This window comes from Bifidobacterium hominis (assembly GCF_040095915.1).
GTDB classification, from domain to species: domain Bacteria; phylum Actinomycetota; class Actinomycetes; order Actinomycetales; family Bifidobacteriaceae; genus Bifidobacterium; species Bifidobacterium hominis.
In genome coordinates this window covers 22531-47911 of sequence record NZ_JBBMFR010000011.1, presented here as the reverse complement: position 1 = coordinate 47911, position 25381 = coordinate 22531, and the positions used below count along the sequence as shown (strand labels likewise).

Sequence of the window (25381 nt, the reverse complement as noted above, 5' to 3'; positions counted from 1 at the left end):
GAATTAGCAAGCTGAAAGGCAAATCGATGACAAGCGAGAACACCCGCGAATGGGCGATCATTCCCGAACCAAGCAGTATAACGGTCGGCGAAGGTACGGTATTGCTGCCTTACGCGGACCGTGTGAACGAATCCATTGCAATTGGCGATGGCGATTATCTGCTTGCACGTCAGCTTGTTGCCGACATACATTCCGTGACAGGGTTTGATTGGGATGTTGCGACTGGCGACATGTGGCCTGGATTCATCAGTTTGCATATTGCGGATTCGGGCGCAGCGGAAGAAGATGGCATTCCCGGTGCATACACGCTGACTGTCGATACTAACGGCATTGCGATTACCGCTCGCGATTTCGAGGGTGTGCGCAACGGTGTGCAGACCCTGCGTCAGCTCATACGGCAAAACGGTGTCGTGCTACCAGTGCTGCAGGTCGAAGATGCTCCCGCATATCAGATCAGGGGATATTACTTGGATGCGACGCGTGGACGCGTGCCAACGCTCGCATGGCTCAAACAGTGGGCCGACAAACTCTGCCTCTACAAATACAACCAGCTGCAGCTCTACATCGAGCATACGTTCGCATTCGACGGCATGAGCGAAACGTGGCGTGGCTCAAGCCCGCTCACTCCGGCAGACATAGTCGAATTCGACCAATATTGTGCGAGCCTTGGCATCGAACTCGTGCCGTCAGTCTCCACATTCGGCCACCAATACGTGGCGATGCGCACGCAGGAACTGCGCGAACTTGGCGAATTCCCCGAAGATGCAGACCGGCCGTTCAGCTTCATCGAACGCATGAGGCACCACACGCTCAACGTCGCCGACGATCGAGCCTTCGCATTCTCCACGCAACTGGTCGACTCGTACCTGCAACTTTTCCGTACGAAACGATTCAATATCTGCGCCGACGAAACCTTCGACCTCGGCAAAGGCAAGTCGAAGCAGGAAGCTCAACGCGTAGGCGTCGCAACGCTGTACGCAACATACGTGGGCAAACTCTGCGAACACCTTTCCCAGCAAGGCCATGAGCCCATGTTTTGGGGAGACATCGCCATCGAGATGCCGGAAATTCTCGAAACCCTGCCAAACAACGTCACCCTGCTGAACTGGCAGTACGAGTCGAAAGCGACCGACGAGAAAATCCAACTTGTGGCGAAAGCCGGAGCCAAACAAATCGTATGCCCGGCCGTATGGGGGTGGAATGCGCTGCTCCCTCGCATCGACGACGCGTGGAACAACATTGCACGCATCGCACGATACGGCCGCGACTGCGGTGCGGAAGGCATGCTCGTCACCGATTGGGGCGATTTTGGGCATGTCAACGATCCGCGCATGGCCGTGCCTGGCATGATATTCGGTGCGCAATATGCGTGGAATCCAACAGAAAATATTGCTGGAGATACTGACGAAAATAGTGCCGAAAATGATTTGCTCGCGCGTATTTCGCGCGTCGAATATGACGATTGCAGCGCACGGTTCGTCACATTGCTCCGTAGCGCTTCCGCGCAAGCCGCATTCACTTGGCGTGAGCTTGTGGAATATCTCGAATTGGATGATGGTACGGGAAATTGCAATACCGAAGTTGCGCAAACCATCCCATGCTTGACCGATCGTCTTGCCAATCCGGGAAACGCATTGACTTTGCGTGAGGCGCGCGATCGCATGATGCGCAATATGGCAACGACAATCGAACGAATTCCGCAAGCCAATCGTAAGCTGCAGCAATGCATGGTTGAAATTGCGCCAATTATGGCGCATATAGGAAAGCCGAGCATTGCAGCTGCCGTGCGTATCGCCATGGAAGGTCAGCTGTTGCTCAATCGAGTGGGATTCGCGCTCGCCGGCGCGCATGACGTGCGTGATGCGCATGACGTTGACGATCAGCAGTCCTCCGACTGCTGTGCGCTGGCACGCGATCTCGAATGCTGGTGCGAGGCCTATGCGAAGGAATGGGCTGTGACGAGTCAACCATCGGAACTGCATCGCATTCAGGAAACCGTGTGGAAAGCGGCCGACGAGTTGCGGCGAATCAGCAAATAAATCATCAAACAAATTCTCAAGTAATCAGCAAACGAAAACGTCAATCCAAGTTCAATGAAAGGAACATCATGACCGAAGTCATCATCGTGAAAAACGAGCGCGAAGCGGGCGATATTTACGGCCGTTCAGTCGCCGATCTCATCAAAACCAAGCCGAATGCGGTATTGGGTCTGGCAACCGGATCCAGTCCGCTCGCCGCATACCAGTCGCTCGCACGCATTGTACACAGCGAGCATATTGACGTATCGCAGGTGCGCGGTTTCGCATTGGACGAATACTTGGGATTGCCGCTTGATCACCCGCAGTCGTACCATTCCACCATTCACCGCACTGTCGTGGAACCGCTTGGACTGAACCCTGATTTGGTGCACGTGCCTGGTGACGTGCTCGACGGGGCGCCGCTGAGCGACGGCGAACGCATTGCGGCTGCCGGCCCTGCCTACGATAAGGCAATCGAAGAGGCCGGTGGCATAGATGTGCAGATTCTGGGCATTGGCACGGATGGGCATGTGGGCTTCAACGAACCGGGATCGTCGCTTGCTTCCGGCACACGCGTCAAAACGTTGGTTGAGCAGACGCGCATTGACAACGCCCGATTCTTTGACGACGACATCAACAAGGTGCCTACGCATTGCATCACGCAGGGTATCGGCACAATTCTCAAAGCCCGTCATTTGGTGCTGCTTGCCTTCGGATCGGGCAAGGCCGAGGCTGTGGCCGAAACGGTGGAGGGCGGTGTGAGTGCGTTCTGCCCGGCATCCGCGCTGCAAATGCATCCGCACGCCACCATTATTGTGGACGAAGAGGCTGCGAGCCGCCTACGTCACAAGGACTATTACCGTTACGCCTACGCTCACAAGCCCGCCTGGCAGCACATCTGATTGCTGCTCCGCAGTCGGTGTCCGCTAGCGTCCGGATTCTTCCATTCGCTGGAACATTCTGGACGCTTTTCGGCCTGTCATCGGGATGATTCTTCCACTCACTGGAAGTTTTTGGACAGTACGAGGGTATTTCGCCGTCCGGATTCTTCCAGTGACTGGAGGAATTGGGACTCTGAGGTGGCTGTTAGCGGGAGGATTTTTCCACCGACTGGAGGTTTTTGGACGCTGATGGGCTTGTCGGCGGGGTAATTCTTCCACTGACTGGAAGAATTGGATGCTAATTGAGGAATATGGCTGGAAGTGAGTCGGAAGGTTTGAATATGGAACAGTCTCGGGAGCGTTTTGCGAATGAGGTGGACATTGCGTTGGCGCAGTCGGCCCGCCCGTTTGCGATTCACAATGCGCGCAAAGTCGATGCGCGAGGTGTTGCGGAACATTATTGGATAGTTTCCGATGGTAGTGCGATTATTGCGACTGGTAATCGGGACGATGATTTTGCTGCGGCTTGCGCAAGCGTCGGTTTGGATGCGGAGGCTGCAGTTGGTGCCGATGCTGATTCCGGTTCGGTCAGTTCGGCTGGTTCCGGAAATTCCATGACCGGTTCGACCGGTTCCGTAACCGACGCTGCAGGCTGCATGATGACTCCCGGTTACGTCGACATTCATGCGCACGGTTCGTGGGGGAGCTCCTTCGATGATGGCGTGCAAGGCATACGCACGGCTCGCGCAGGTCATATGATGCACGGCACCACCCGCCAAGTGCTCAGTTTGATCACCAATCCGCTTGATGTGATGTGCGCCAATCTTCAAACCGTGCGTGGCATGATGAATGCTCGCCCTGACATTCTTGGCGCGCATTTGGAAGGTCCGTTCCTCGCGTTGTCTCGCAAAGGTGCGCATGATCCGGAATGCTTGAAGGATCCGGTTCCCGAATATGTTGATCGTCTTTTGCAAGCGGCAAACGGCTGTTTGCGGCAGATTACCATTGCGCCCGAATTGCCTCACGGTATTGATGCGATTCGTCGTTTTGCAGCGGCCGGAGTGGTTCCTGCGGTAGGGCATTGCGATGCCGATTATGCAACTGCCTGCAGGGGTTTTGATGCGGGTGCTGGCATTATGACGCACATGTTCAACGCGATGAATGGCTTGCATCATCGTAAGCCAGGTCCGATTCCGGCTGCCGTTGAAGATCCGCGCGTCACTATCGAGCTGATCAATGATGGTTTTCATGTGCAGGATCCGATGGTGCGTTTGGGATTCGGTTTCGCACCGCATCGCATGGCATTCGTAACCGATGCCATGGCTGCCACCGATTGCCCGGATGGTCATTATTTGCTGGGTGCGTTGGATGTGGATGTGATTGATGGTCACGCTCGGCTCGTGTCGAATGGTGCGATTGCCGGTTCCACGCTGACATTGGAAAAGGCTGTTCAGCGTGCGGTGCTCGAATTAGGATTCGCGCCCACCGACGCAGTGGAAGCCGCCACATTGACTCCGGCCAAAGCATTCGGTTTCGACCGTGCGAACCCGGTCACCAAGAAGCCGCTCGGTCTGCTAGCCCCCGGCTACGCTGCCGATGTGCTTCTGCTCGACCCCGCCACTTGGTCCGTCTCTCACGTCTGGTGCGCCGCCCACCCTCTTCGTTGAGGCGTGATTGCTGAAACGTAATTGCAAGGACCGGCTCCGTAACAGGATGCCGGTCCTTGCTGTATCTCAAGTTTTTTGTTTTCAGTCTTGCGGGGTGAAACTGTCGCGTGCGACGAGACGGGTGGAGATTCGCATATGCTGGCTGATCGTGCGATTCGCGGTCAGTGCTTCGGCAAGCATGAGCGCTGCGGCTTTCGCGAGTTCGTCCTGGCTAATGTCGTACGACGACAATGCGGGAGATGTGTATTTCGCGATCTCCTGATTGTTGATGCTGATTACTTTGATATCTTGTGGCACTATCACATTTTCGGTGGCAAACGCCTGTAGCACGCCAACCGCCAACGGGTCGGCTGCAACGATCACTGCATCGGGCAGATCGTCCGCATGATCCTGCAGTAACTGACGCCCCTGCAAACGGCCGTTTTCCACAGTGAATGGGCCATTCGCATACACCAATCCCTGCACGTCCAAGTCCAAACGTAGCGTCCAATTGCGGAATGCGAACGTACGAATATCTTCCGGATATTCATGCTCGCCCATAATGTTGCCCAAGCCGCCTATGAAACCGATTCGCGAGCAGCCGGATGTCGTAAGCGCGTCAATTGCATCCAATATGGTCTGTTCCAAATCGGGTTGCACTGAATCGAACAATTCCGGCGCAGGATTGATGTCGATGAATGCGCCGTGTGGAAGCTTCCTATGCAGGCGGTGCAGCGTCTTGCGACCCAATGGCGATGGGCCGATCGAAATGAATCCGGCGTATTTGTCGGCATTGGCGATCAGCGAATCCACGTCCTCATGCATGGTTACGTTCATGCGTTGCTCTTCAGCATGTTTGACGAGCGCTTCGCGCAACTCGTCGAAATACACGTCCTGCAAACCCTCGTCGGGAACGACATTGTCGAGAATCGCGACATCCTGCGGAATGGTAATGCGCTGATATTGCGGTACGTTCTTGTACCCCATTTCTAGACTGGCGTTTAGAATCTTCTCGCGGGTGGAATCCTTCACCGAAAAGGTGGGATCGTCCTTCAAAACCCTCGAAACAGTGGCTTGGGAGAAACCTACCCGTTTCGCTATCTCTCTGATAGTGGCCATTCGAATCCTCCTCGAAGCCATCGTTGGCTAAACACATTTACTAATTAATTTAGCATATATGCCTCCATCCTGCCGTATTCCCTCTAAGCGTTTCACGAGATGAAGCAATCGTGCGACAAACGAGACTCCTCTTTACTTAGCTTGCCTCGGGGCGGCTTCGGGCAATGAAGTGCCCATGGTCTCGAGGCGCATGAGGAACTCGTTGGCGCTCATGGCGTTGCTCAACAGCGTACCCTCGGCGAGCGTGCCTCCGATGGAACGGATGAACTCAACCTGGTCCAGGGACTCCACGCCATCGAACACCACATGGAACGCATCGTTATCGCGCGAAATCTCGAGCGTGCGCTGCATGATCTGCTTTGCGCGAGGCGTACGGAAATCGCGAACCACCGTCTTGTCGAATCGTGCGAAATCCAATGGCAGATGCGCGAACGCGGCAACCTCCGAATACGTGGTGCCAGCATTGGTCAAACCCAACTCGACGTTCGACAAAGCGGCAAGATCGGCAACCTCATCATCAACTTCATCATGCGCCACATGAATGGCATGCGATCCCAACTGCAGACCGAAACGCAGCTGTGGCTGCTCATGAGTCAACTGCTCCAAGCGCTCGTGGAAGATGGATGCGCCTAATTCCGAACCATTCATGCAAATGTCCACAATATCCAATTCGGGTGCCACCTTGCGGAACGCGGTCATGTCTTTCACGCAGGTTTCCAGCACGTCGAGCGTCAGCTGCACGCTCATGTTGAGACGATGCGCTTCAGCCGTTACGAAATACGGTGCCAGCGTACGGCCCTTCGCGTCATGCACGCGCACAATCGTATCCAGCGAAGTGATACGTTTCGTATTCACATCGAAAATCGGCTGGTAGAGCACGGAAATCGTATTGTCTTCGATCGCATGACGAAGCACGTCGGAAGCGTTGAAATAGTCTCCCGAACCATTCTGCGCGGCGAGCGTGGACGTCATGCCGTCGACTACGGGCAGATTGGAGCTCTCCGACTCGTAGATGTGCGCGCTCGCATCGGCAAGCAGCACGGCGAACCCGTCCGTCGCGTTCGAGAACGAAATGCTGCTCGACACGTCCACGGAAACCTCGCCTTCTTCGGTATACACCGGCATGACGGCAAGATTGCGCATGCGTGTGGCCAACTCCTCCACACCACTGGTTGACGTCACATCGGTTACGATCATGGCGAATTCCGCGCCGTTCACGCGCGAAAGCGTGGCGTTTTCCGGCAGCAGCTGGCTTAAACGCATGCCCACGGATCGCAGCACGGCATTGCCGATTTTGCGTCCATAATGTTCGTTGACGGTGCGCAAATGCTCCACGCTGAAATACACCACGGCAACCAGATTATGCACATTCTCGGTTTGCAGGCTCTTCAAATGCCCGATGAACGCACGATACGTGAGTGCTCCAGTCAGCGTATCCGTTTCCGATTCGGTGCGCAGCAGCGTCACTTCCTTGTTCACGCGTAACGATTCAGTAAGTATTTCGCCGCAGGTGAGCAATATCGTCTCGTCGGTCGACATGAACGGACGATTCCAAATACTGCGTTCCGTCGCGAGATAATACTGTCGCGAGCCGGTGGAAATAGGCGCGGAATAGCGGTAGGAATACCCTCTTTTATCAAGATTGTTTGCATTGCTGATGAAACAGCGCATGCGGGTGAGACCACGATTAATGCGTCTTACCACGGTCTCTTCCGGAACTTGATTCGGCAACGGCAGCGCGTCACTCACATTCGCTATGCATTTCAACGCACTTCGGGATCGCGCGAGCCGGCTCATCGTATCGACCGTCATCAGCAACAGCGAGCAGGCGATCAGTGCCAGCATGAACACGGAAAGCACGGTGGCAGTATCCGAGCCAATATTGGCGAACTCCAGAATTTCGGGAATCCACACAATCGCCATCAAATCAGCCAAAGCCATGGCAAGAATGTGAGACAGCGAATACTCGTGCATGGCTTTACGAATCGGAATTTGTACAAAAAAGAACGTTACAATATCACAAATCAATCGAATAATCGGCACTGCAGCAGTCATAATCAGTAATGGCAGCAACCAATGCTGAAATTGATAAGGATTAATCGCAGCATTGACGGAATTCTGTCTGATAATAATCGACAGTACGTGAGAAGTATTCGCAAATAATATTTTGATCAGTGGGATTGGCGCAAGTGTGGTTCCGGCGTGAAGAATGCCGATTTTCAGACTGCGTGCGGTGATGATCGACGTGATGATGGTAACGATGATCAGGAACATGGCCACGTTGGGGAAATAGCCGGTTACCAGCAGTATGACGGTCAACGGTGGCAGCATGGTGTGTTCGGCGGCAACGCGATACGACGAACGCTTTTTGTGGTAGATCAGGCACAGCAGAAAACACAGCGACCATATGCAGATGCGCGCAGGGTCTTCCATAAGTTGCTGCACGCCTTCCTGCGCATGGAATGCGATTGCGGCCGCAATGCACAACGCATAGATGATGGCCAGAATGGTGATTCTGGCTGGTTTTCTGATACCGTCTTTTGGCTGGCTGCTGTTGATTGCCTGATGCTTTGATTGCTTCGATGTCATGATTGCCTGATTTCGTTCCCTTGTTTCACGTTGCTTCTTGCTGAAGAAGTGACGTCTGCCTGCCTATGTCTGCTTGTGCTTGCTTGCGTTGCCGCCGGCTACAGCACCGGTCCGATAATGCGCCACGGTGCGTTCGTGCCTTCCTCGGCGCTGTCCGGCTGCTCGTTTTCGTTGTTGCCCAACGATTCGTAGATATCGCCGTTCCAGATCACCTTGTCGCCTTGCTTGTACAATACGTCTGGCTCCCATGTGGGGTAGGCCTGCTGCGAGGAATTCCAACGTGCATTGTCGAAATCGACGAGCGTGCCCGGTGTGCCTCGGAAGCCCGAGCCCAAGGTGGTGGCGAATTCGCCGTCCGTCTGTTTCATGCCGCTGCAGAATGTTTTGAGCGTGTTTGTGTTCGTATAGTTTTCGCCGCATTGCTGGTCGCGATTCAGCGACCACATGCTTAAGTGGCCCAGGCTTGTTTCTAGTGCGAACGTGTTGATTTCGCGCGCATTGTCGAGCGTGAAATACTCGTTTTTGGTGTCGTTCTGGCCGATGAGCACGGTGGCTCCCAGCAGTTCCCAGATCTGATGGTCGCTGAAGAGTTTGCCGCGACTGTACAGCAAGGTTTTGTATTGCGCGTGGGCCGCGTTCAATGAGCTTTTGATCAGGGTGGATTGTGTGATTGACGTGGATGCCACGTTGAAATCCATGGTCATGAGATTCACGGTGGAAAGCGTTACGCCAGCGTCCAGAAACGCATTCACGGTTTGCATTCCTTGCATTGTAAGGCCTTTCGCGTCAGCTGGAAGCGTCAGGCTGATGATCAGATCGTGACTGGTATCGTCTTTTCCTTTGTTTTTCGCTTTTTCATTGGCGATGAGTTTTGCCACGGCTTGCGCTCGCCGGGTTGCGGTTTCGCTGTAGCCGTCGAGATTCTTGTTTTCGATATCGAAGTCGAGCGAGGTGATGTGATAGCGGTCGATCACCTGCTGGTATGCGTCGGCAAGCGCGTCGATGTCAGTGCATGCGGCGGCCAGCTCGGTACCGTTCTGGCCTCCGAAGCTGACGGTTACCGTGCGGTCGGTTTTGTAGGTTTGCGCGATACGGCTGTCGAGATCGAGCGCGGAAGCCGCTTCGTCGAGCGTGTAGTAGCCGCCCCAGCTGGGCTGGCAGCCGTCGCCGGCGGTGATGAAACCGAGGGACACATTCCGGTAGACGTTGCCCACTTTGGATTCAAACTCGTATGAGGGTGTCGCGGTCACGTCCACATAGCCACCGAACCAGGGTTCCGGCAATTTCTTAGCCGCCGTTCGCGTGAACGTGATCCACGACCATGTGCCGGCCGCGACGAGCGCGATGCACAGTATCGCTATGAACAATCGGAGGAAGGAAAATCGCCTTCCCGGAAACAAGGGTTTCATCATTCCCTTTCATCAAGAATCGTCAAGCTACCATGCCGATGGGGGCATCGGGTGTTCGAGCGGGCTATGCCCCGCTTGGCTTCAGTGCGCAGGCGGGTGATTTTACGGGGGATTGGGTATTCCTCTCGTGCGCTGGCTCTCTTATATCTTGCTAACGGTAAGGGAGTGTAGTATGTGGCTGGTACGAAGATTTTAGGCAGTGATGTATTTTTTGCGTCGATGAGGCGGCGCCGGCAATTCAAAGGGGTTTGAGGTGGCAAGAATAGGGGATGCTGAAGGTGGTGATCGCAAACATCAGTGGGGTGCTGAAACCTCCACGCAACCGCTTGCGATCATGCATGCCAAGCCTTCGCCGACGCGCGTTGTGCTCGGTTACGTTGCCATCATCTGCACGGTTATTTCATGGCTTATCTACATGATCACGATGATTTTGTCATTGTTCGTCAACAATCCTTCGCTCACGTTACGTTTCGTGGTTGAAGGCGTGCTGTACATGACGATTGTGACCACGCTGATTTTCAGTGCGCTCGTCTATCTGGTCACACGGCAGGGCGCGCTATATCGCTTCATCCGACATGAACGCGTGCCTCGGGCGATGCTCGACGACCATTTCGCACATAACTACAACAAAGGCATCACCGTACTGATCCCATCGTATGTGGAACAGCCGAAAGTTGTCGAAAAAACAATCTGGTCGGCGGCATTGCAGGAATTTCCCGACCTTGCAGTCGTACTCCTAATCGACGATCCTCCGCATCCTAAAAATGATGAGGCGCGAGCGATTCTCAAAGCAAGCCGTGAACTCATGCCGAAAGTATTAGCCGAATTGGCGGCACCTGCGGAACGTTTCACAAAAGCGCGCGACGAAACCGCTGCGGCGTTCGCCGATCAGATGGACGCAAGGCGTAGCGTGGTCGCACGCTGTGCGGAAGACTATCGTGCGGCCGCGCAATGGTTGGAGCATAAGGCCGACACATGGCTGGTCGAAGATCATACCGACGATTTCTTCTGCGATCAGGTATTGCGCGGTCTTGCACGCGACCTGCGTTTGACGGAACAGGCGTTGAACGAATCGATCACATTGCAGCAGCATGTCGACGCGAATCGCATTCTGCAACTGTATGAACGTTTGGTGCGTATCTTCACCGCAAAAGGATGGTCTTTCGAACGCAAACTGTACGCATCGACTTCCCGCGAAGGCAACAAGGCCATGAATCTGAATTCCTTCATCGGATTGATGGGACACTCGCTCAAACGTGTGGAAACTTCCGATGGGGTGATTTTGCGTGACGTGCGTGAGGGCGAATCTCCGGATTTCGTGATGCGCAATTCCGAATATGTGCTGACGTTGGATGCCAATTCCATGCTGCTGCGTGATTACTGCCTGCGTTTGGTGTACCAGATGGAACAGCCGGGCAATGAGCGCGTGGCCGTGATTCAGACTCCGTATTCCTCGTATCGTGGAGCGCCGACGCGAATCGAACGTATTGCGGCCGCCACCACTGACATTCAGCATATGCTGCATCAGGGTATGACGTACTATGATGCCACGTTCTGGGTGGGTGCGAATGCGGTGATCCGCAAGGCCGCGCTTGACGATATTTGCGTGGTCTCGACCGAGGGCACGCGTACGGTGAAAACGTATATTCAGGATCGTACGGTAATCGAAGACACCGAATCCAGTATTGATTTGGGCTATTTCGGCTGGCATTTGGTCAATTATCCGGAGCGGTTGAGCTATAGTGCCACGCCTCCGGATTTCGGCTCGCTGGTGGTGCAGCGGCGGCGTTGGGCGAACGGTGGTCTGTTGATCATCGGCAAATTCTTCCGCATTGTGCATGCGCGGCATCAGCAGGGCAATGATGTGAAGCTGGGCGAGTGGGCGTTGCGCGTGAACTATATGGCGTCCATCGCATGGTCGAGCTTCGGCTTGATGTTCCTGTTGGCGTATCCGTTCGATCAGCGGTTGCTGAGCCCATGGGTGGTGTTCGCTTCGTTGCCGTATTTTGCCACCATGTCGAGCGATTTGAAGCGTAACGGGTATAAGCGTTCTGATATTTTCCGTATTTACGGTTTCAATATCGTGCTGTTGACGGTGAATCTTTCCGGTACGCTCAAGTCGATTCAGCAGGGCATGACGAATACGAAGATTCCGTTCGCGCGTACGCCGAAAGTCAATAATCGTACCGCTTCTCCGGCCTTGTATGTGACGATGCCGTGGGTGATCATTATTTATTCGTGCATGGTGTTCTATGCCGATACGTTTTCGCATAATTGGGGTAACGCGGTGTTCGCCGGATTCAATGCGATCGTGACGTTCTGGGCGCTGACCGCGTATATCGGCATCTGGCATTCCGTGCAAGACATGGTGGTTGGCCTTATTCGCTGGTTCTTCGTACCGATCAAGGAACCGCAGCAGGAAGCGGTCCGCAAGAAGGCCTCCTGGCGTGACGCCCTCTACTTCGGCGATCGTCAGATGATCTACGAGTCCCGCCCGCTGTAGCGCGTTCCCCGTGTCTGTCTGCACTTTCTTGGGGTTTAAAAAGCCGTGTAGCAAAAAATCTTGTCACGTGTTTGGATCGAATCTCCGTGAGGCACTGTTGTGGATGCCGTAAAGTAGCGGGAAAAGGGGTTTCTTATGACTCGAGATAACGATTGGAGCGCTATGCAGCAAAGTTCGTATCATGATATGCAGGTTGATTCGTTGGGTGCGTTCTCCGCGCGCAATCCGCTTGACTCGCTTGCGGTTGCGGCGCCGGGGCGCACGCGGTGTGTGAACGCCGAGAATCCCACGGGCGGCAAGGGCACTGCGGCCACTGCGGCCAGTGCGCTTGGCCCGTCGCGCAAGGGCAGTCCGTGCATTCAAACCGTGAAAGCAGGGGAGAGCGTCACTTTGATGGATGTGGACGGTCCGGGCGTGATCCGTCATATTTGGATGACCGTCACTGACCGAACCTCCCCGACCGGCCCGAACGTGCTTCGCAATCTGATTCTGGAATTCTATTGGGATGGCGAGGAAACCCCGTCTGTGCAATGCCCGATCGGCGACTTCTTCTGCTGCGGTCACGCGCAGGCTTGTCGAGTCAATTCGATGCCGGTGGTGGTCGTGCCTAATCGCGGCTTCAACTGCTATTTCTCCATGCCGTTTGAACATGCGCGCATCGTGCTTCGCAACGATCACAATGAAGACGTTCCCGCGTTCTTCTACCAAATCGATTACACCGAATATGACGCGCTTCCGGCAGACACCATGCGTTTCCATGCGCAGTGGCGTCGCGAGCGCGTCACCGAACTGGCCCGCGACTATGTGGTGCTCGACGGCGTGCACGGTCGTGGCGCATATATCGGCACGTATCTGGCGCTCACCGCGTTGGAAAGCCGCTGGTGGGGCGAGGGTGAAGTCAAGATGTACATCGATGGGGACGACCGGTATCCCACGTGGTGCAGCACCGGTGCCGAGGATTATTTCGGTGGCGCGTGGAGTTTCGCCGATTTCGACGAGCATGGGCGTATGCATGAGCAGACGTTCTGTGCGCCGTACGTCGGTTTCCCATTCTATTCGCAGCGTCTCGCCTCGCATCGCGAGAGCGCGTATTGGGATGTGAATACGCCGGTGACCCGCGGATTGTATCGCTGGCACATTCCCGATCCGATTTATTTCGAACATGATTTGCGTGTGGAATGGCAGCAGATCGGTACTGAGGAGGGCGGCAATTTCGAGCGTCAGGACGACGTCGCTTCCGTCGCATACTGGTATCAGCTCGAGCCGCATACTCCGTTCGATCCGATTGGCGATCGTCGCTTCCGTCAGCCCCGCTGAATTGTTGTCTGCACAACCCGCAAAATCGGGCCGATTCAAGAGTTGTGCAGACAGCAATCGGCCCATTTATACCCCTGAACTTGCGATTTCCAGTCTTTCCGGTCAGTTCGGGGGCATTGTGCTGTCTGTACGACTTGCGTTCTGTGCCTGCACAACTCGGGTTTTAACCCAATTTTGTGGGTTGTGCAGACGCGGGGTGTGGGTTGTGCAGACGGGAAATGCGACTTGTGCAGACGGGATTAGATGTCGCAACGCCTGCTGTGCCGATTATCGTGCGAACGTTCTGCGCATCCACGCAACAGCCAGTTGTGTCCAGATCTGCATGCTTGGTTCGATGCCGTTGACGCCCTGCCATGCGGTTTCCGCAGTGCCCAACGACAGTCCGTGACCGCCGTTCGGGAACAGGTGCGCCTCCACACTGACGCCAGCCTTCTTGCAGGCGTCGATCAGCATCAGTGTGTTCTCATATGGCACGACTTCGTCGGGAACGGTGTGCCATACGAACACCGGCGGTGTTTTGGTGTCAATATGGCGTTCGATCGACACGGATTCGAGCGCTTCCGGATCGTTGCGTCGCTCGCCAAGCAGCGAGTCGAAACTGCCGCGATGCGCGAGCGTGCCAGACGTAATTACAGGATAGGCGAGCATCAAACCGTTCGGGCGCACCGCATCCGGGTCATATCCATGTGCCTCAAGCACGTCATCGCTGGTGGACGTGGCGAGATTCGCAGCCAGATGACCACCCGCGGAAAAACCGATTACAGCAATCGCCTCCGGATCAACATGCCATTCAGCGGCATGCTCACGAATCATCTTCATCGCATCGGCAGCTTCCAAAAGCGCAACTGGAAAAACGGAAGGTTTTACCGAATATCGCAACACAAAAGCATTGAAACCGGCCGCGAGGAACTGCATCGCGATCGGCTCCGCTTCGCGATCGGACGTCATTTCGTAACCGCCGCCCGGAATCACGAGAACGGACGGACGTACACGATCGGGAACGATTTCTTCACTGTTGTCAAGGCAATATCCGACGAATTTCGCTGCGCTGCCATCGATGCCAAGAATTTCGTGTTCGAAATATTTCATATATCCATCATAGGTGGAACACGACGCACGTTATGCAGGAACTATTTGGTCCCGCTATTTTTCGTACCTTGTGATCCGTGGATGCAAATTGTGCAGTCGGGAGAGTGCGTCCTACTCGAGCAGCCAGTCGAGAATGTTGCGGTGTTGAATGCCTTGGTAGTCGCCGAGCCCGACGGTATCTAGAGTGAGCAGCGTTTTGGGGTGATTGTCGCGCACCGTCTGCAATGGTGCCAGTTCCCGCGCAAGTGTCGACTCGTCAAGCACGGTTTGCGAAACCTGATAGTAGTGCGGGCCGTTGGCATCGGATGCGACGAAATCGATTTCTCCGCCCCGAAGCTTGCCGACCGAAACGGTGCTGTACCGTCGCAGCAATTCCAAGTAGATCACGTTTTCGATGCGGTGTCCGAGGTCGCCTTGCCTTTTGCCAAGCAGCCAGAATCGAAATCCCATATCGCCCAAATAATATTTGGATTCGCTATGCAGATACGCTTTGCCTTGCAGGTCGTATCTGGTTGCTTCGAAAAGTAGGTAATTACGAACCATTTCTTCGATATACCCGCTGATTGTGGTGGGAGAAATGCGGCGGCCGCTTGCGGCGAGGCCTCCGGACATGCTTTTCAGTGATGCAAGATTACCTACATTGTCGGCGAGGAATGCAGCTACATCGTTGAATGCCCGCATATCCATACGGGGGTTCCGCTGTGCGATGTCCGCTACAAGAATGGTGTTGAACACGCCTCCCAAATAGTCGGCGATGTCCCGATCTTCGGTGAGCTGCGTGACGTAGGGGAGTCCTCCATATGTGAGATACCGGTCGAACAGCGCATTGTCATTTGCTGTTGATTGCAATGCATTTCGGTATTCCGAGAAAGACAGTGGCAGCATCTTAAGTTCGACATATCGTCCGGTGAGGAGTGTTGCCAATTCGCTGGAAAGCAGATTTGCGTTCGATCCGGTGATATACAAATCGACGTCATCACGCACGTACAGTCCGTCCGCAGCTTTTTCGAAATGTTCGACGTGCTGTACTTCGTCGAGAAAAACATAGTTGGTGCAGTTCGGCTGCAGTCTCTCAACGATGTAATCGTATAAAGACTGGTAATCGGTTGGATAGTGTGCGTCGAGAGATTCGAAATTAATGGAGATGATACGGCTTTCTGCAATGCCTTCCGCAACCAGCGAACGGCGGAAAAGCTCTAAAACCATGGATTTTCCGCAACGTCGCAGACCGGTGATTACCTTGATGACATCCCGGTCTTTCCACCGTTGAAGCCAATCGGTGTACTGCGGTCGCTTGATAAGCTCACTGGTGACCATGTGGAACCTCTGCCCTGCTGAAATGATGTTGATGTTATCCATGATATGTCGAAAACGTCCAGTGAAATGGATGATTTTGCGATTTTTGCAGAATTGTCCATTTTACTGGATGATTTTGTGGAAAATACAGAATCGTCCAGTGAAATGGATGATTTTGCAGAGTGGGTGAGTGATATGGACGTGCGATTGGGCAAATCGGAAATAATGTTGCAATCATTCGACGGAATTCACGAATGTGTATGTTCCGCTTACATGTCCGATACATTTTTCCCAGCGAATTGACAGGAACACGCATCATTCCTCTAAGACTTGGGCGCTTATATAGAACATGTCAGCGGTTATGACGGCTGGCGAGGTTCCTGAAGAACCCCATAACTGAACCCTTCTTCTCTCTTCTCTCTCAGCCGGCGGCCCTTCTTCCGCCGGCTTTCTTTTTCTGAACAGGATCATGCGATTTGCGATTGATGCCGTTCTGAATGTGTAAAAAGAAACGGCCGACCGCGCTTATTGGCATATGGTCGACCGTTGCGATGTTTGTGATTATGCAGTGGTTGTGTGTGGTTGTGCGGTTGTGTGCTGGCGTTCGTGAGTTAGCAGCGTTCGTACGAGAATCTGCGCAGACGTTCGAAGCATTCCACGCTTTCCTCAAGCCATGGCATGCCGATCACGAATACATGGCCGAGTGTCTCGTGGCGGCGTGGCTTCGGGTCGAACAGTTCGAAATCGGCTCCCTTGCGTGCCAGTGCGGTGGCGAGCGCCAGATTATCGGCCTCAAGGAAATCGTCGCCACAGGTCACGATGAACAGTGGCGGCAGGTCGACGTTGAACGCCAGGCCTTCGGCGGTGAGGAACTTCGGGTCGGCGGCTTCGATGCCGTCGAAGAATTCGACGCCCAGCATCTGTTCGAGGCCGGTGCGGCGGTTCGGATCGTAGCCAACGGTCAACTTGCTGCCCATGGTTTCCAATGATGCGGAACTGTACGCGCCGCACACGGGAGCCGCGCCTGCGAATCCAATGCCGGAAGGCTCGTCAATGCCGAATGCGGCCGCAGCCTCGGCGTTGTTCTCAATCGCCAGCGTCAGCATGGTCAATGCGCCGCCAGCTGAATCGCCGGTGAGGAACACGGCGTTCGGGTCGACCGGATAATCCGCCAAATGTGCCTTGATCCAGCGCAATGCCGCTTGAACATCCGCCAACTGACCCTTCAGATCGGTCTGCGGGGCCGGGCGGTAATTCAGTGAGAACACGGCGAAGCCCGTTTCGGCCAGATGCACGTTGAAATTGCGGTTCAATTCCTTGTATCCATAGGTGAAACCGCCGCCATGTATATCGATGTACACCGGCAGTGTATGCCCGCAACGTAGCACCGCGTCATGTGGCAGATACAGGTCGAGCAAATGCCCCCTGCACTGCCCGGCTTCCGCATCGTAGCCGCCGTCGGGAAGGTAAGGAATATCGTCGATTACGTCGATGCTTTCCGGTGTGTGCCACAGTTCGGAACGCGGGGTGTCAACCGCGATTGCACTGAAACGCATGTCGAGAATGCCTTGAAGTCGCGCTTCGGAAAGTCCTGCAAGATCGACGGTGGTTTCCGTCCAACGTTCCGCATGCTTGATCATCTCGTCGGTAAGACCATATTTTTCCGCATATTGCGCGATGATCGCCTGTTCATCCGCCATCATTGCCGTCCTTTCGTGATTTTTCATACGATTGCGGTCGTTGCCGTCGTCGGAATGCCGCACTTCGATATATCGTACCGGTTCGATACGGAAAGCGCTACCGCAATCATCCATATTTCATTGCGCTCACAGTGAATTTATGTAACGGCGCATGCGTTGATTTTACTGCGATTTCGACACGCCGAAATCGCCCACGTTGCGTCGAAAAACGGTTCGCATAGAATAAGTCGCGTTTGCGAATCCGAACAGGGGTTTCGACCGATAGAGAGGCGGCAACGGGACGCTCGACAAACGACGGACGTGAATCGTAACGGCAACGAATGGCCGTAAAAGCAACGAACAAACGCAACAACAGCCCACGAAAACCCAAATACCCCAGCAAACAATCTGAAGGAACGCCACGTATGTACGTCGATCCGAATCGAAATACAGAAGCAGGCAACCTCAAATGGATCCTGCCATACTGCAAACCTGACCTGCCGCGAGTGGCCGGTGCGATAGTGCTGTTCTGCGTCAACAACACCATGGCGCTCATCATTCCGATATTGTCAGGCATCATTGTGGACCGTGTGATCGTGCAAGGACACGTCGACGAACTGACACGATTGTGCATCATGATGATCGTGTTCACCATCGTGCGCGTCACCTCGCGCTACGGCTACCAAATGTGGATGGAACGTTTCGGACAGAACTCCGTATTTCGTCTCGTCAGCGACGAATACGAGAAACTGCACGAACTTGACTTCACGTATTTCAACCACACGCGCACCGGCGACATCATGAGCCGCATGACCTCCGACACCGACGCCATCCGCCACGTGTTGAGCTGGGTGAGCTACCAGGTGCTCGACTGCGTGGTCATGTTCGTCGGCGCGCTCGCCATGATGTTCACCATCGACTGGCGTCTCGCGCTCGCGCTCGCATGCGTCACGCCGTTCATTTTCATTCTTACGCGCGGACTTTCCACGCACGCAAGGCCGCTGTTCTTCGCCATCCGCAACTCGCTCGCCGAAATGAATTCGATGGTCGAAGAAAACATCGAAGGCAACCGTGTGATCAAAGCGTTCGTACGCGAACCGTACGAAACCGAAAAATTCGACGAACGCAACGACGATTACATGCAACGCAACATGGCTCAGGCCTACAACAGCCGCAAATACATGCCATGGCTCGACGGTCTCGGCTTCTCACTGCAGCTGATCACGCTTGGATTCGGCGGATTCCTGGTCATCACCGGGCGCATGACCCTCGGCAATCTCGTGGCGTTCAACTCCTACCTGTGGATGATCGACGGGCCGGTGCGCCAATCCGGATGGCTGATCAACGACTGGCAGCGTTTCAACGCATCCTGCATCAAAATCCGCAAACTGCTCACCTCTCAGTCGCACATCACGGAAAAGCCGGGAGTCGGCGCAAAAGCGAATACCGCGACTACGAATGCGAACAACGCCAACAATGCCAACGGTGCAAGCGATGCAACTGGCAACGTCTCGCAATCGCAGGCAACGTTTACAACGTCGGCGACACAAGCGGCGCAGGCAACACAGGTAACGACTAATGCGACCCGCATCGCCGGCAGCATCGACTTCCAGCATGTCAGCTTCGCCTTCCCCGACGAACCGAACACCCCCGTGCTTGAAGACGTGGACTTCCATGTTCCGGCAGGCGCCAAACTCGGCATTCTCGGCGAAACGGGCGCGGGCAAATCCACCCTCGTCAACCTTATCTCCCGCTTCTACGACCCCACCGAAGGCCATGTGCTCATCGACGGCGTCGACGCGCGAGACTGGCCGCTTGCCACACTGCGCTCGCAAGTCTGCGTCGTCGCGCAAGACACGTTCCTGTTCTCCGACACCATTGGCGGCAACATCAGCTTCGGTGTGGGCGAACAGCGCGAATACGACGAACAGTACATTCGCCGCATGGCCACCATCGCCGGTGCGGACGGCTTCATCCGCAGCATGCCGGAAGGCTACGATACCGTGGTCGGAGAGCGTGGCGTCGGCCTTTCCGGCGGCCAAAAACAGCGCCTGAGCCTCGCACGCGCGCTCGCCGACAATCCGTCGATCCTCATCATGGACGATACGACCAGCGCCGTCGATATGGAAACGGAAGCGGAAATCCAACGTCACCTGCGCGAGCTGGACGAGCGGAAAACCATCGTCACCATCGCGCACCGTATTTCATCGGTGAAAGATTCCGATCTGATTCTTGTGCTCGAACACGGCCGCATTGTGGAGCGCGGCACGCATGACGAACTCGTGGCTGCGCACGGCCGATATTGGGAGATCTACTACAAGCAGCTTGGCTTGCAAGCGGGTCGTTCGCAAGGTTTCGAAGCGTGACGCAGCTAAGGCAAGAAAGGAGGAAAACCCATGGCAAAACGTAATACATTCCGTGAAGACGAAGAGCTGGAAGAGCATATTAATCTGCACGATATTCTGCGTATCGGCGTCTATTTAAAACCATATATGTCGCGTATCGCACGTATTCTCGCCGTCGTCGTAATGATGAGCTGCATTGCGGTAGTCGTGCCATATTTGACGAAAATCATGATCGATAGTGCGATTCCGTCGAAAAATCTCACCTTACTTGGTGAATTAACGGGATTGATGGCCGTGCTTATTGTGATTTATGAGTTTGGATTGCGCTATCGTACCGTTGAAATTACTCGAGTTGGTCAGCTCATGTTGAAAGATATGCGTCGCGATATTTTCACGCATATTCAAACGCTGCCGTTCAGCTATTTCGATTCGCGTCCGCACGGCAAAATCCTGATTCGCGTGGTCAATTATGTGAACACTCTTTCCGACACGTTGAGTTCCGGTTTGATCAATGTGATTTCCGACGTGTTCACGTTCCTGATCACCTTGGTGGTCATGTTTGTGGTCGATTGGCGGCTCGCACTGTTCAGCTTGGTGCTTTTCCCGTTCCTGATCGCGTGGGTGCTGATGTTGCAACATTTTCAGCGTCGCGCGTACCAGGTGCTGTCGAACAAGCAGAGCAATCTCAACGCGTTCATCCACGAGTCGATTGCCGGCGTGAAAACCACGCAGACCTTCGCCCAGGAGGCTGCACAGTTCAAAACCTTCCAGGAGCAGCAGAACGACGTGCGCACTTCGTGGATGAAGGCCGTGCACATCCAGTTCCTCATGTGGCCGGGCATTCAGACCATTTCCGTCATGACGATCGCGTTCATCTACTATGTGGGAGTTACGGGCTTTGGCGCGGTGAACGTTTCCACCGGCGTGCTGATCGCGTTCGTCGGGTATGCGAACAATTTCTGGAATCCGGTTATCAGCATCGGCAATTTCTACAATCAGCTGATCACCTGTTCCGCATATTTGGAGCGTATTTTCGAAACGCTTGACGTGCAGCCGGAGATTCGTAACGCGCCTGACGCGACTGAACTGCCGCAAATCGAAGGTCGCGTCGATTTCAACGATGTGGTTTTCCGTTACGAGCCTGACGGTCGTAATATTCTCAATCTGGTCGATCTGCATGTTGAACCAGGCAGTACTGTTGCGTTGGTCGGCCCGACCGGTGCCGGCAAAACCACGATCATCAACCTGCTGTCGCGTTTTTACGACGTTGCAGAAGGATCGGTGACGATTGACGGGCATGACGTGCGTTCGGTCACGTTGGAATCGTTGCGTCGGCAGATGGGCGTCATGCTGCAGGATACGTTCATTTTCTCCGGCAATGTGCGCGAGAACATTCGCTACGGCAAGTTGGATGCGACCGATGCCGAGATCGAAGCGGCCGCGAAGGCGGTGCATGCGCACGAGTTCATCATGGATTTGCCGAATGGATATGACACGGTGGTGGAGGAGCGTGGTTCCACGCTTTCCGCAGGTCAGCGCCAGTTGATCGCGTTTGCCCGCGTGCTGCTGGCCGATCCGCGTATTCTGATTCTCGACGAGGCCACGTCGAATATCGATACGCGTACCGAAGAGGCACTTCAGGCCGGATTGAACCACCTGCTGAAGGGACGCACGAGCTTCATCATCGCGCACCGACTGTCCACCATCGAGAACGCGGACATGATCTGCTACATCGATCATGGGCAGATCATGGAGCAAGGCAACCATGCCGAGCTGCTCGCCAAGCGTGGCGCCTACTATCGCCTCTACGACTCCCAATACGCCATGATCAAGGTCTAAATGGGCTGATTAGGGCTTGGACTGATTGGCTTGAAATCAGCCTTCCTGCTAGCCGCTTGTCGTTTTTCGGCCGGCGGCTAGCCGCAAATTATCAGGTACGAGGCGGAAGATAGGGAAGTGAGAAAGCAACGCATGTTGCTGCGCACGAAGATGACGCGTGAATGCGTCGATGAAACAACGCGGGAAGGTTTGGCATGGCAGTAGAGAAGCCAGTTCTCACCCAGGAGCAGCAAGATGCGGTCGCAGCGCTCGCATCCACCAACGTGTATGCGAAGCAATCGAAATTCAAAACCTTCCGCGAGCTGCCGCCGAAAGACAAGTGGCCGTACTTCAAGCAGAACTTTCTGACCGATGTGCTGATCATTATCGCAGTGGTCGGCTTGGTACTTGCTTTCGTCATCTCGTATGTGACCAAAGGTCCCGAGGCCAAGCTGAGTCTTGAAGGTGTCGATATGGCGGAATATTCCGAACAGATTGATGCGTTGGGCGCTGATTTTGTGAAGACGCAAGGTATTGAAGACGAGCGTCTCGTGCGGACGGATGCCTCCATTGCGATTGGCGAGAATGCCGCGCAAGATGGTTCCGCATCGTTAACGGCTCGCGTTTCGGCAGGTCAGATCAACATGATTGTTGCCGAAACCGATATTTTCGCCGAAGTCAATGATCGCGGCGACATCACCAAACCCGCGGAAGTGATGAGTGCCGCCGATCTTGAGCAGGTCAAGGATGCGCTGGTCGACGCCAAAGGCAATCCGGTTTCCGATGTGAACGACGCTGTCGGATTCGACTTGTCCCATTCGAAAACATGGATCTCTACGCATGGACTGCCGAAAAAGGGGGTTATTCTTGGATTCAGCAACGTTTCGGAATCCAAGGATATGCCAATCCAATTCGTGAAATATCTGCAATTTGATTAGTTTGATTGCATCGAGCGATATTCGTACGATTCGCGGAATGCGCATGCGATTCGTGCGATGATTGCACCTTTGCTTTGCCGAAATGCATTTGCCGAAATGCATTTGCCGAAATCCTGTTGCTGAACGTTTCCTGAATACCTGTAGACACGCATGCACGCTATGCCCTGTTTTCCGCCTAAGCTAGTGGAGGTACGTCAAACGATACACGTTAATAAACAGGCGGTATCCGAAGCGCGAAGGAGATGGCAATGGCAGCCAGCATGTTGAACCCCCTACTTCCTCGTCAGGATGGACGTCTCGAATGGGGTAACGGTGTGGTGTCCATGCTGTTCGACATTGCAGGGGATTCTCCCGTCCGCCTATGCAACGTTGTAGGACGAGGCATGATCCCCATTGACGGTCGCCTGTCCGACGATGGAAAGCCTGTAGTGGAAAAGGATCCCCGCCCGATCGTGGAAGTGCTCGCCGCGAACACCGGTTCGCAAGACAACCGTCTCGCATTGATTGCCACGGTCGCCGGCAGCAAGCTACGCTTCGTTTCCGCGCTCGCGTCCGAGCCCGGGCAGGGTTCCGACGATCCGTTCCGTTTGGAGATCACGCAGTTCGCGTCGTATGCCGATCTTGAGCCGAAAGGCCGCGAATTCGAGCCGACCGCCAGTGGGCGCGATGCGGCTGCCTCTGCTGTGAATCCCACACCCGTAACGGTTTGTGCCGACCCGCATGAGGGCCTGGTGGTCACCTCCGTGTTCGAAGCGTTTTCTAATCTTTCCGCGGTGCGCACGTACACGCGTCTGCAGTCCGCCAAACAACTGCCGATTGAAGCGGTGTCGTCGCTGAACCTGACCGTTCCCATGCGCGTCAACTGCGGCAAAATCCATCGTTCGAATATTTTCTGGGGTGACGCCGCCTGGGCCGTGGAAAACGATTGGCGCGTCCGCCCGCTGCGAGACACCCAAGTGCGTAACCGCAACCAGAAAATCAATCCAGGCCAGTCCAGCTCGAGATTCGCCATGAGCTCCACTTCCACATGGAGTACGGGCGTGCATGAACCGGCCGGTATCGTACAGGTCGAGGGTTCTATGCGCCGTGCCCGCGACTTCTCCGTAATGTGGCAGATCGAGCACAATGGCCCGTGGGAGTGGGAGGTCGGTGAGGATGATCCCGGTCTGCACATCAGTGCATTCGGCCCGGAATATCAGGATCACGGCTGGTTCACCAATCTCGGTGAAGGCAACGATTTCGAGTCGGTTCCCGTGTCGTTTGCCATTGCCGCAGGCGATTGGCAGCAGGCCGTCGCCGAAATGACGTTGCAGCGTCGCGCATTACGCATTGCCAAAGCCCGCGAACTGGGCCGCATCAAGCAGTTCGAGCGTACGCAGGGTCTTGTGATCTACAACGATTACATGAATACGCTGTTTGGCGATCCTCGTATTGAGAAGGAGCTGCCGCTGATCGAAGGCGCGGCAAGCGTTGGCGCGGATATTTTCTGCATCGACGCCGGCTGGTACGACAGCACCGACGGCGGCTGGTGGGACATGGTCGGCGAATGGCAGGCCTCCACCAACCGTTTCGGCGACACCGGTTTGCGTGGTCTTGCCGAAAACATCCGTGCGCACGGCATGGGCTTGGGCCTGTGGCTCGAACCTGAAGTGATCGGCGTGAAATCGCCGCTGGCAAGCACGCTGCCGGATTCCGCGTTCTTTCAACGCCATGGCGTGCGTGTGTGTGATTCGGGTCGTTATTTGCTTGATTTCCGTTCCCCCGAAGCACGCAAGCATGTTACACGTACCGTTGATCGTCTAATCGACGATTTCGGCGCGGTGTTCTTCAAGTTCGACTACAACACCACTCCCGGCGTCGGCACTGATTTGAATGCCGAATCCGTTGGCGACGGCTTGCTTGGGCATTGCCGTGCGTATTTGGATTGGCTTGACGATCTGCGTCGCCGTCATCCGGATGTGATGATTGAAAACTGCGGTTCCGGCGCCATGCGCGCCGATTACGCGCAGTTGTCTCGCTTGGATCTGCAGTCCACTTCCGACCAGTGCGATCCGCTGATTTATGCGGCCATCGCGGCAGGCGCGGGCATGATGATCCTGCCGGAACAGCAGGGAAACTGGGGCTACGCCCAGCAGGAGATGGACGATGAGACGGCCGTCTTCACGCTTGCCACGGGCGTGCTCGGCAGACTGTATCTGTCTGGTTTCATCGATCGCATGACTGAACCGCGTCTTTCGCTCGTTCGAGATGCCGTCGCCTTACATCGTTGCGTGCTTGCCGACCAGCAGCATATGGTGCCGTTCTGGCCGTCGGGACTTCCCGATTTCGATGGCGATTGGCTCGCCGTCGGGTTGCGCCATGTCGAAGCGGATGCGCGCGACCGGTACGTGCGCGGCGAAGACGCTTGGAATGAGCGGAATGCCGATCAGAACGATCAGCAGAATGGTCAGCGGTCTCAGTCGGAAGATAAGCCTGATTACGTCATCGTATGGCGTCGCGGCGGCACCCCCTCGGTGAACATGCCGCTGGAAGCCGGCAAAACCATCGAACAGGTTTTCCCGAATCCTGCCGAACCGGATCATGCGCCGGATGCCGAGCCGTGGACCATCGAACGCATGGATCCGGAAACGGTCCGTCTGAACGCAACCACGTCCAAGCGTCCCTCCGCCCGAATCTTCGCGATTCGCCGCCGCGGTTGATCGGGGCTGAGCCAACCAATCGCTAAAATGGCGTA

The 25381-nt window shown here is 55.0% G+C and carries 15 protein-coding genes and 2 pseudogenes; 11 read left to right on the top strand and 6 right to left on the bottom strand.

What is annotated here, in order from left to right; genetic code table 11:
- Positions 1-26 precede the first annotated feature (26 nt).
- The 3 genes from WMO36_RS07835 (at position 27) to WMO36_RS07825 (ending at position 4566) form a co-directional block, all read left to right on the top strand.
- Complete coding sequence (locus tag WMO36_RS07835; RefSeq protein ID WP_349077242.1) at positions 27-2039, top strand: beta-N-acetylhexosaminidase; 2013 nt, start codon at positions 27-29, stop codon at positions 2037-2039.
- A 68-nt stretch (positions 2040-2107) separates the two neighbouring features.
- Positions 2108-2920, top strand: a complete 813-nt coding sequence (gene nagB / locus WMO36_RS07830) for a glucosamine-6-phosphate deaminase (RefSeq protein WP_349077241.1) — start codon at positions 2108-2110, stop codon at positions 2918-2920.
- 290 nt (positions 2921-3210) lie between these two features.
- Positions 3211-4566, top strand: coding sequence for an N-acetylglucosamine-6-phosphate deacetylase (locus tag WMO36_RS07825; RefSeq protein WP_144171089.1), 1356 nt, complete (start codon positions 3211-3213; stop codon positions 4564-4566).
- An 81-nt stretch (positions 4567-4647) separates the two neighbouring features.
- On the opposite strand, the gene WMO36_RS07820 is transcribed toward WMO36_RS07825, so the two are convergent.
- The 3 genes from WMO36_RS07820 to WMO36_RS07810 all read right to left on the bottom strand — a co-directional run bounded on the left by WMO36_RS07820 (position 4648) and on the right by WMO36_RS07810 (position 9620).
- On the bottom strand, positions 4648-5664 hold the full coding sequence (locus WMO36_RS07820) for a LacI family DNA-binding transcriptional regulator (RefSeq protein ID WP_349077240.1): 1017 nt from the start codon (positions 5662-5664) through the stop codon (positions 4648-4650).
- A gap of 132 nt (positions 5665-5796) precedes the next feature.
- Positions 5797-8253: an EAL domain-containing protein gene (locus WMO36_RS07815; protein ID WP_349077239.1), complete on the bottom strand. Its 2457-nt coding sequence runs from the start codon at positions 8251-8253 to the stop codon at positions 5797-5799.
- A gap of 98 nt (positions 8254-8351) precedes the next feature.
- Complete coding sequence (locus WMO36_RS07810) at positions 8352-9620, bottom strand: chitinase (RefSeq protein WP_349077238.1); 1269 nt, start codon at positions 9618-9620, stop codon at positions 8352-8354.
- 295 nt (positions 9621-9915) lie between these two features.
- Between WMO36_RS07810 and WMO36_RS07805 the strand changes: the two genes are divergently transcribed.
- A complete protein-coding gene (locus WMO36_RS07805; protein WP_349077237.1) occupies positions 9916-12165 on the top strand; it encodes a glycosyltransferase family 2 protein in 2250 nt (749 codons plus the stop codon).
- A gap of 186 nt (positions 12166-12351) precedes the next feature.
- Positions 12352-13482: a glycoside hydrolase family 172 protein gene (locus WMO36_RS07800; protein WP_349077249.1), complete on the top strand. Its 1131-nt coding sequence runs from the start codon at positions 12352-12354 to the stop codon at positions 13480-13482.
- A gap of 267 nt (positions 13483-13749) precedes the next feature.
- On the opposite strand, the gene WMO36_RS07795 is transcribed toward WMO36_RS07800, so the two are convergent.
- Positions 13750-14571 carry an alpha/beta hydrolase gene (locus WMO36_RS07795; RefSeq protein WP_099571530.1) on the bottom strand — a complete coding sequence of 274 codons (822 nt, stop codon included), beginning with the start codon at positions 14569-14571 and terminating at the stop codon, positions 13750-13752.
- Positions 14572-14682: 111 nt separating this feature from the next.
- Positions 14683-15888 (bottom strand): ATP-binding protein, encoded by a 1206-nt coding sequence (locus WMO36_RS07790; protein WP_349077248.1) that lies wholly within the window; start codon positions 15886-15888, stop codon positions 14683-14685.
- A gap of 45 nt (positions 15889-15933) precedes the next feature.
- On the opposite strand from WMO36_RS07790, the gene WMO36_RS07785 reads away from it, so the two are divergent.
- Entirely contained in the window at positions 15934-16170 is a 237-nt protein-coding gene (locus WMO36_RS07785; RefSeq protein WP_099571528.1) for a hypothetical protein, read from the top strand.
- A gap of 308 nt (positions 16171-16478) precedes the next feature.
- On the opposite strand, the gene WMO36_RS07780 is transcribed toward WMO36_RS07785, so the two are convergent.
- On the bottom strand, positions 16479-17570 hold the full coding sequence (locus WMO36_RS07780) for an alpha/beta hydrolase (RefSeq protein WP_186291027.1): 1092 nt from the start codon (positions 17568-17570) through the stop codon (positions 16479-16481).
- Positions 17571-17971: 401 nt separating this feature from the next.
- Here WMO36_RS07780 and WMO36_RS08385 point away from each other — a divergent pair.
- The 5 genes and pseudogenes from WMO36_RS08385 to WMO36_RS07760 form a co-directional block, all read left to right on the top strand.
- Positions 17972-18974 (top strand): annotated as a pseudogene (locus WMO36_RS08385) (ABC transporter ATP-binding protein); the annotation flags it as partial.
- Between the two features lie 158 nt (positions 18975-19132).
- Positions 19133-19912, top strand: a pseudogene (locus WMO36_RS08380) (ABC transporter ATP-binding protein); the annotation flags it as partial.
- 30 nt (positions 19913-19942) lie between these two features.
- Positions 19943-21730: an ABC transporter ATP-binding protein gene (locus tag WMO36_RS07770; RefSeq protein ID WP_144171095.1), complete on the top strand. Its 1788-nt coding sequence runs from the start codon at positions 19943-19945 to the stop codon at positions 21728-21730.
- A 194-nt stretch (positions 21731-21924) separates the two neighbouring features.
- The gene (locus WMO36_RS07765; protein WP_271725053.1) at positions 21925-22647 is read left to right on the top strand and encodes a hypothetical protein; all 723 of its coding nucleotides are present in this window, start codon (positions 21925-21927) and stop codon (positions 22645-22647) included.
- A 242-nt stretch (positions 22648-22889) separates the two neighbouring features.
- Positions 22890-25346 (top strand): beta-L-arabinopyranosidase, encoded by a 2457-nt coding sequence (locus WMO36_RS07760; protein ID WP_435374776.1) that lies wholly within the window; start codon positions 22890-22892, stop codon positions 25344-25346.
- Positions 25347-25381: the final 35 nt, after the last annotated feature.

Excerpts from the sequence above, each read along its gene's own strand:
- WMO36_RS07765 (WP_271725053.1), top strand. The coding sequence starts at position 21,925 with ATGGCAGTAGAGAAGCCAGTTCTCACCCAGGAGCAGCAAGATGCGGTC.
- WMO36_RS07760 (WP_435374776.1), top strand. The coding sequence starts at position 22,890 with ATGGCAATGGCAGCCAGCATGTTGAACCCCCTACTTCCTCGTCAGGAT.
- nagB (WP_349077241.1), top strand. The coding sequence starts at position 2,108 with ATGACCGAAGTCATCATCGTGAAAAACGAGCGCGAAGCGGGCGATATT.
- WMO36_RS07780 (WP_186291027.1), bottom strand. The coding sequence starts at position 17,570 with ATGATGGCGGATGAACAGGCGATCATCGCGCAATATGCGGAAAAATAT.
- WMO36_RS07835 (WP_349077242.1), top strand. The coding sequence starts at position 27 with ATGACAAGCGAGAACACCCGCGAATGGGCGATCATTCCCGAACCAAGC.
- WMO36_RS07790 (WP_349077248.1), bottom strand. The coding sequence starts at position 15,888 with ATGGTCACCAGTGAGCTTATCAAGCGACCGCAGTACACCGATTGGCTT.
- WMO36_RS07825 (WP_144171089.1), top strand. The coding sequence starts at position 3,211 with ATGGCTGGAAGTGAGTCGGAAGGTTTGAATATGGAACAGTCTCGGGAG.
- WMO36_RS07770 (WP_144171095.1), top strand. The coding sequence starts at position 19,943 with ATGGCAAAACGTAATACATTCCGTGAAGACGAAGAGCTGGAAGAGCAT.
- WMO36_RS07820 (WP_349077240.1), bottom strand. The coding sequence starts at position 5,664 with ATGGCCACTATCAGAGAGATAGCGAAACGGGTAGGTTTCTCCCAAGCC.
- WMO36_RS07785 (WP_099571528.1), top strand. The coding sequence starts at position 15,934 with ATGTCGAAAACGTCCAGTGAAATGGATGATTTTGCGATTTTTGCAGAA.
- WMO36_RS07795 (WP_099571530.1), bottom strand. The coding sequence starts at position 14,571 with ATGAAATATTTCGAACACGAAATTCTTGGCATCGATGGCAGCGCAGCG.
- WMO36_RS07800 (WP_349077249.1), top strand. The coding sequence starts at position 12,352 with ATGCAGGTTGATTCGTTGGGTGCGTTCTCCGCGCGCAATCCGCTTGAC.
- WMO36_RS07815 (WP_349077239.1), bottom strand. The coding sequence starts at position 8,253 with ATGACATCGAAGCAATCAAAGCATCAGGCAATCAACAGCAGCCAGCCA.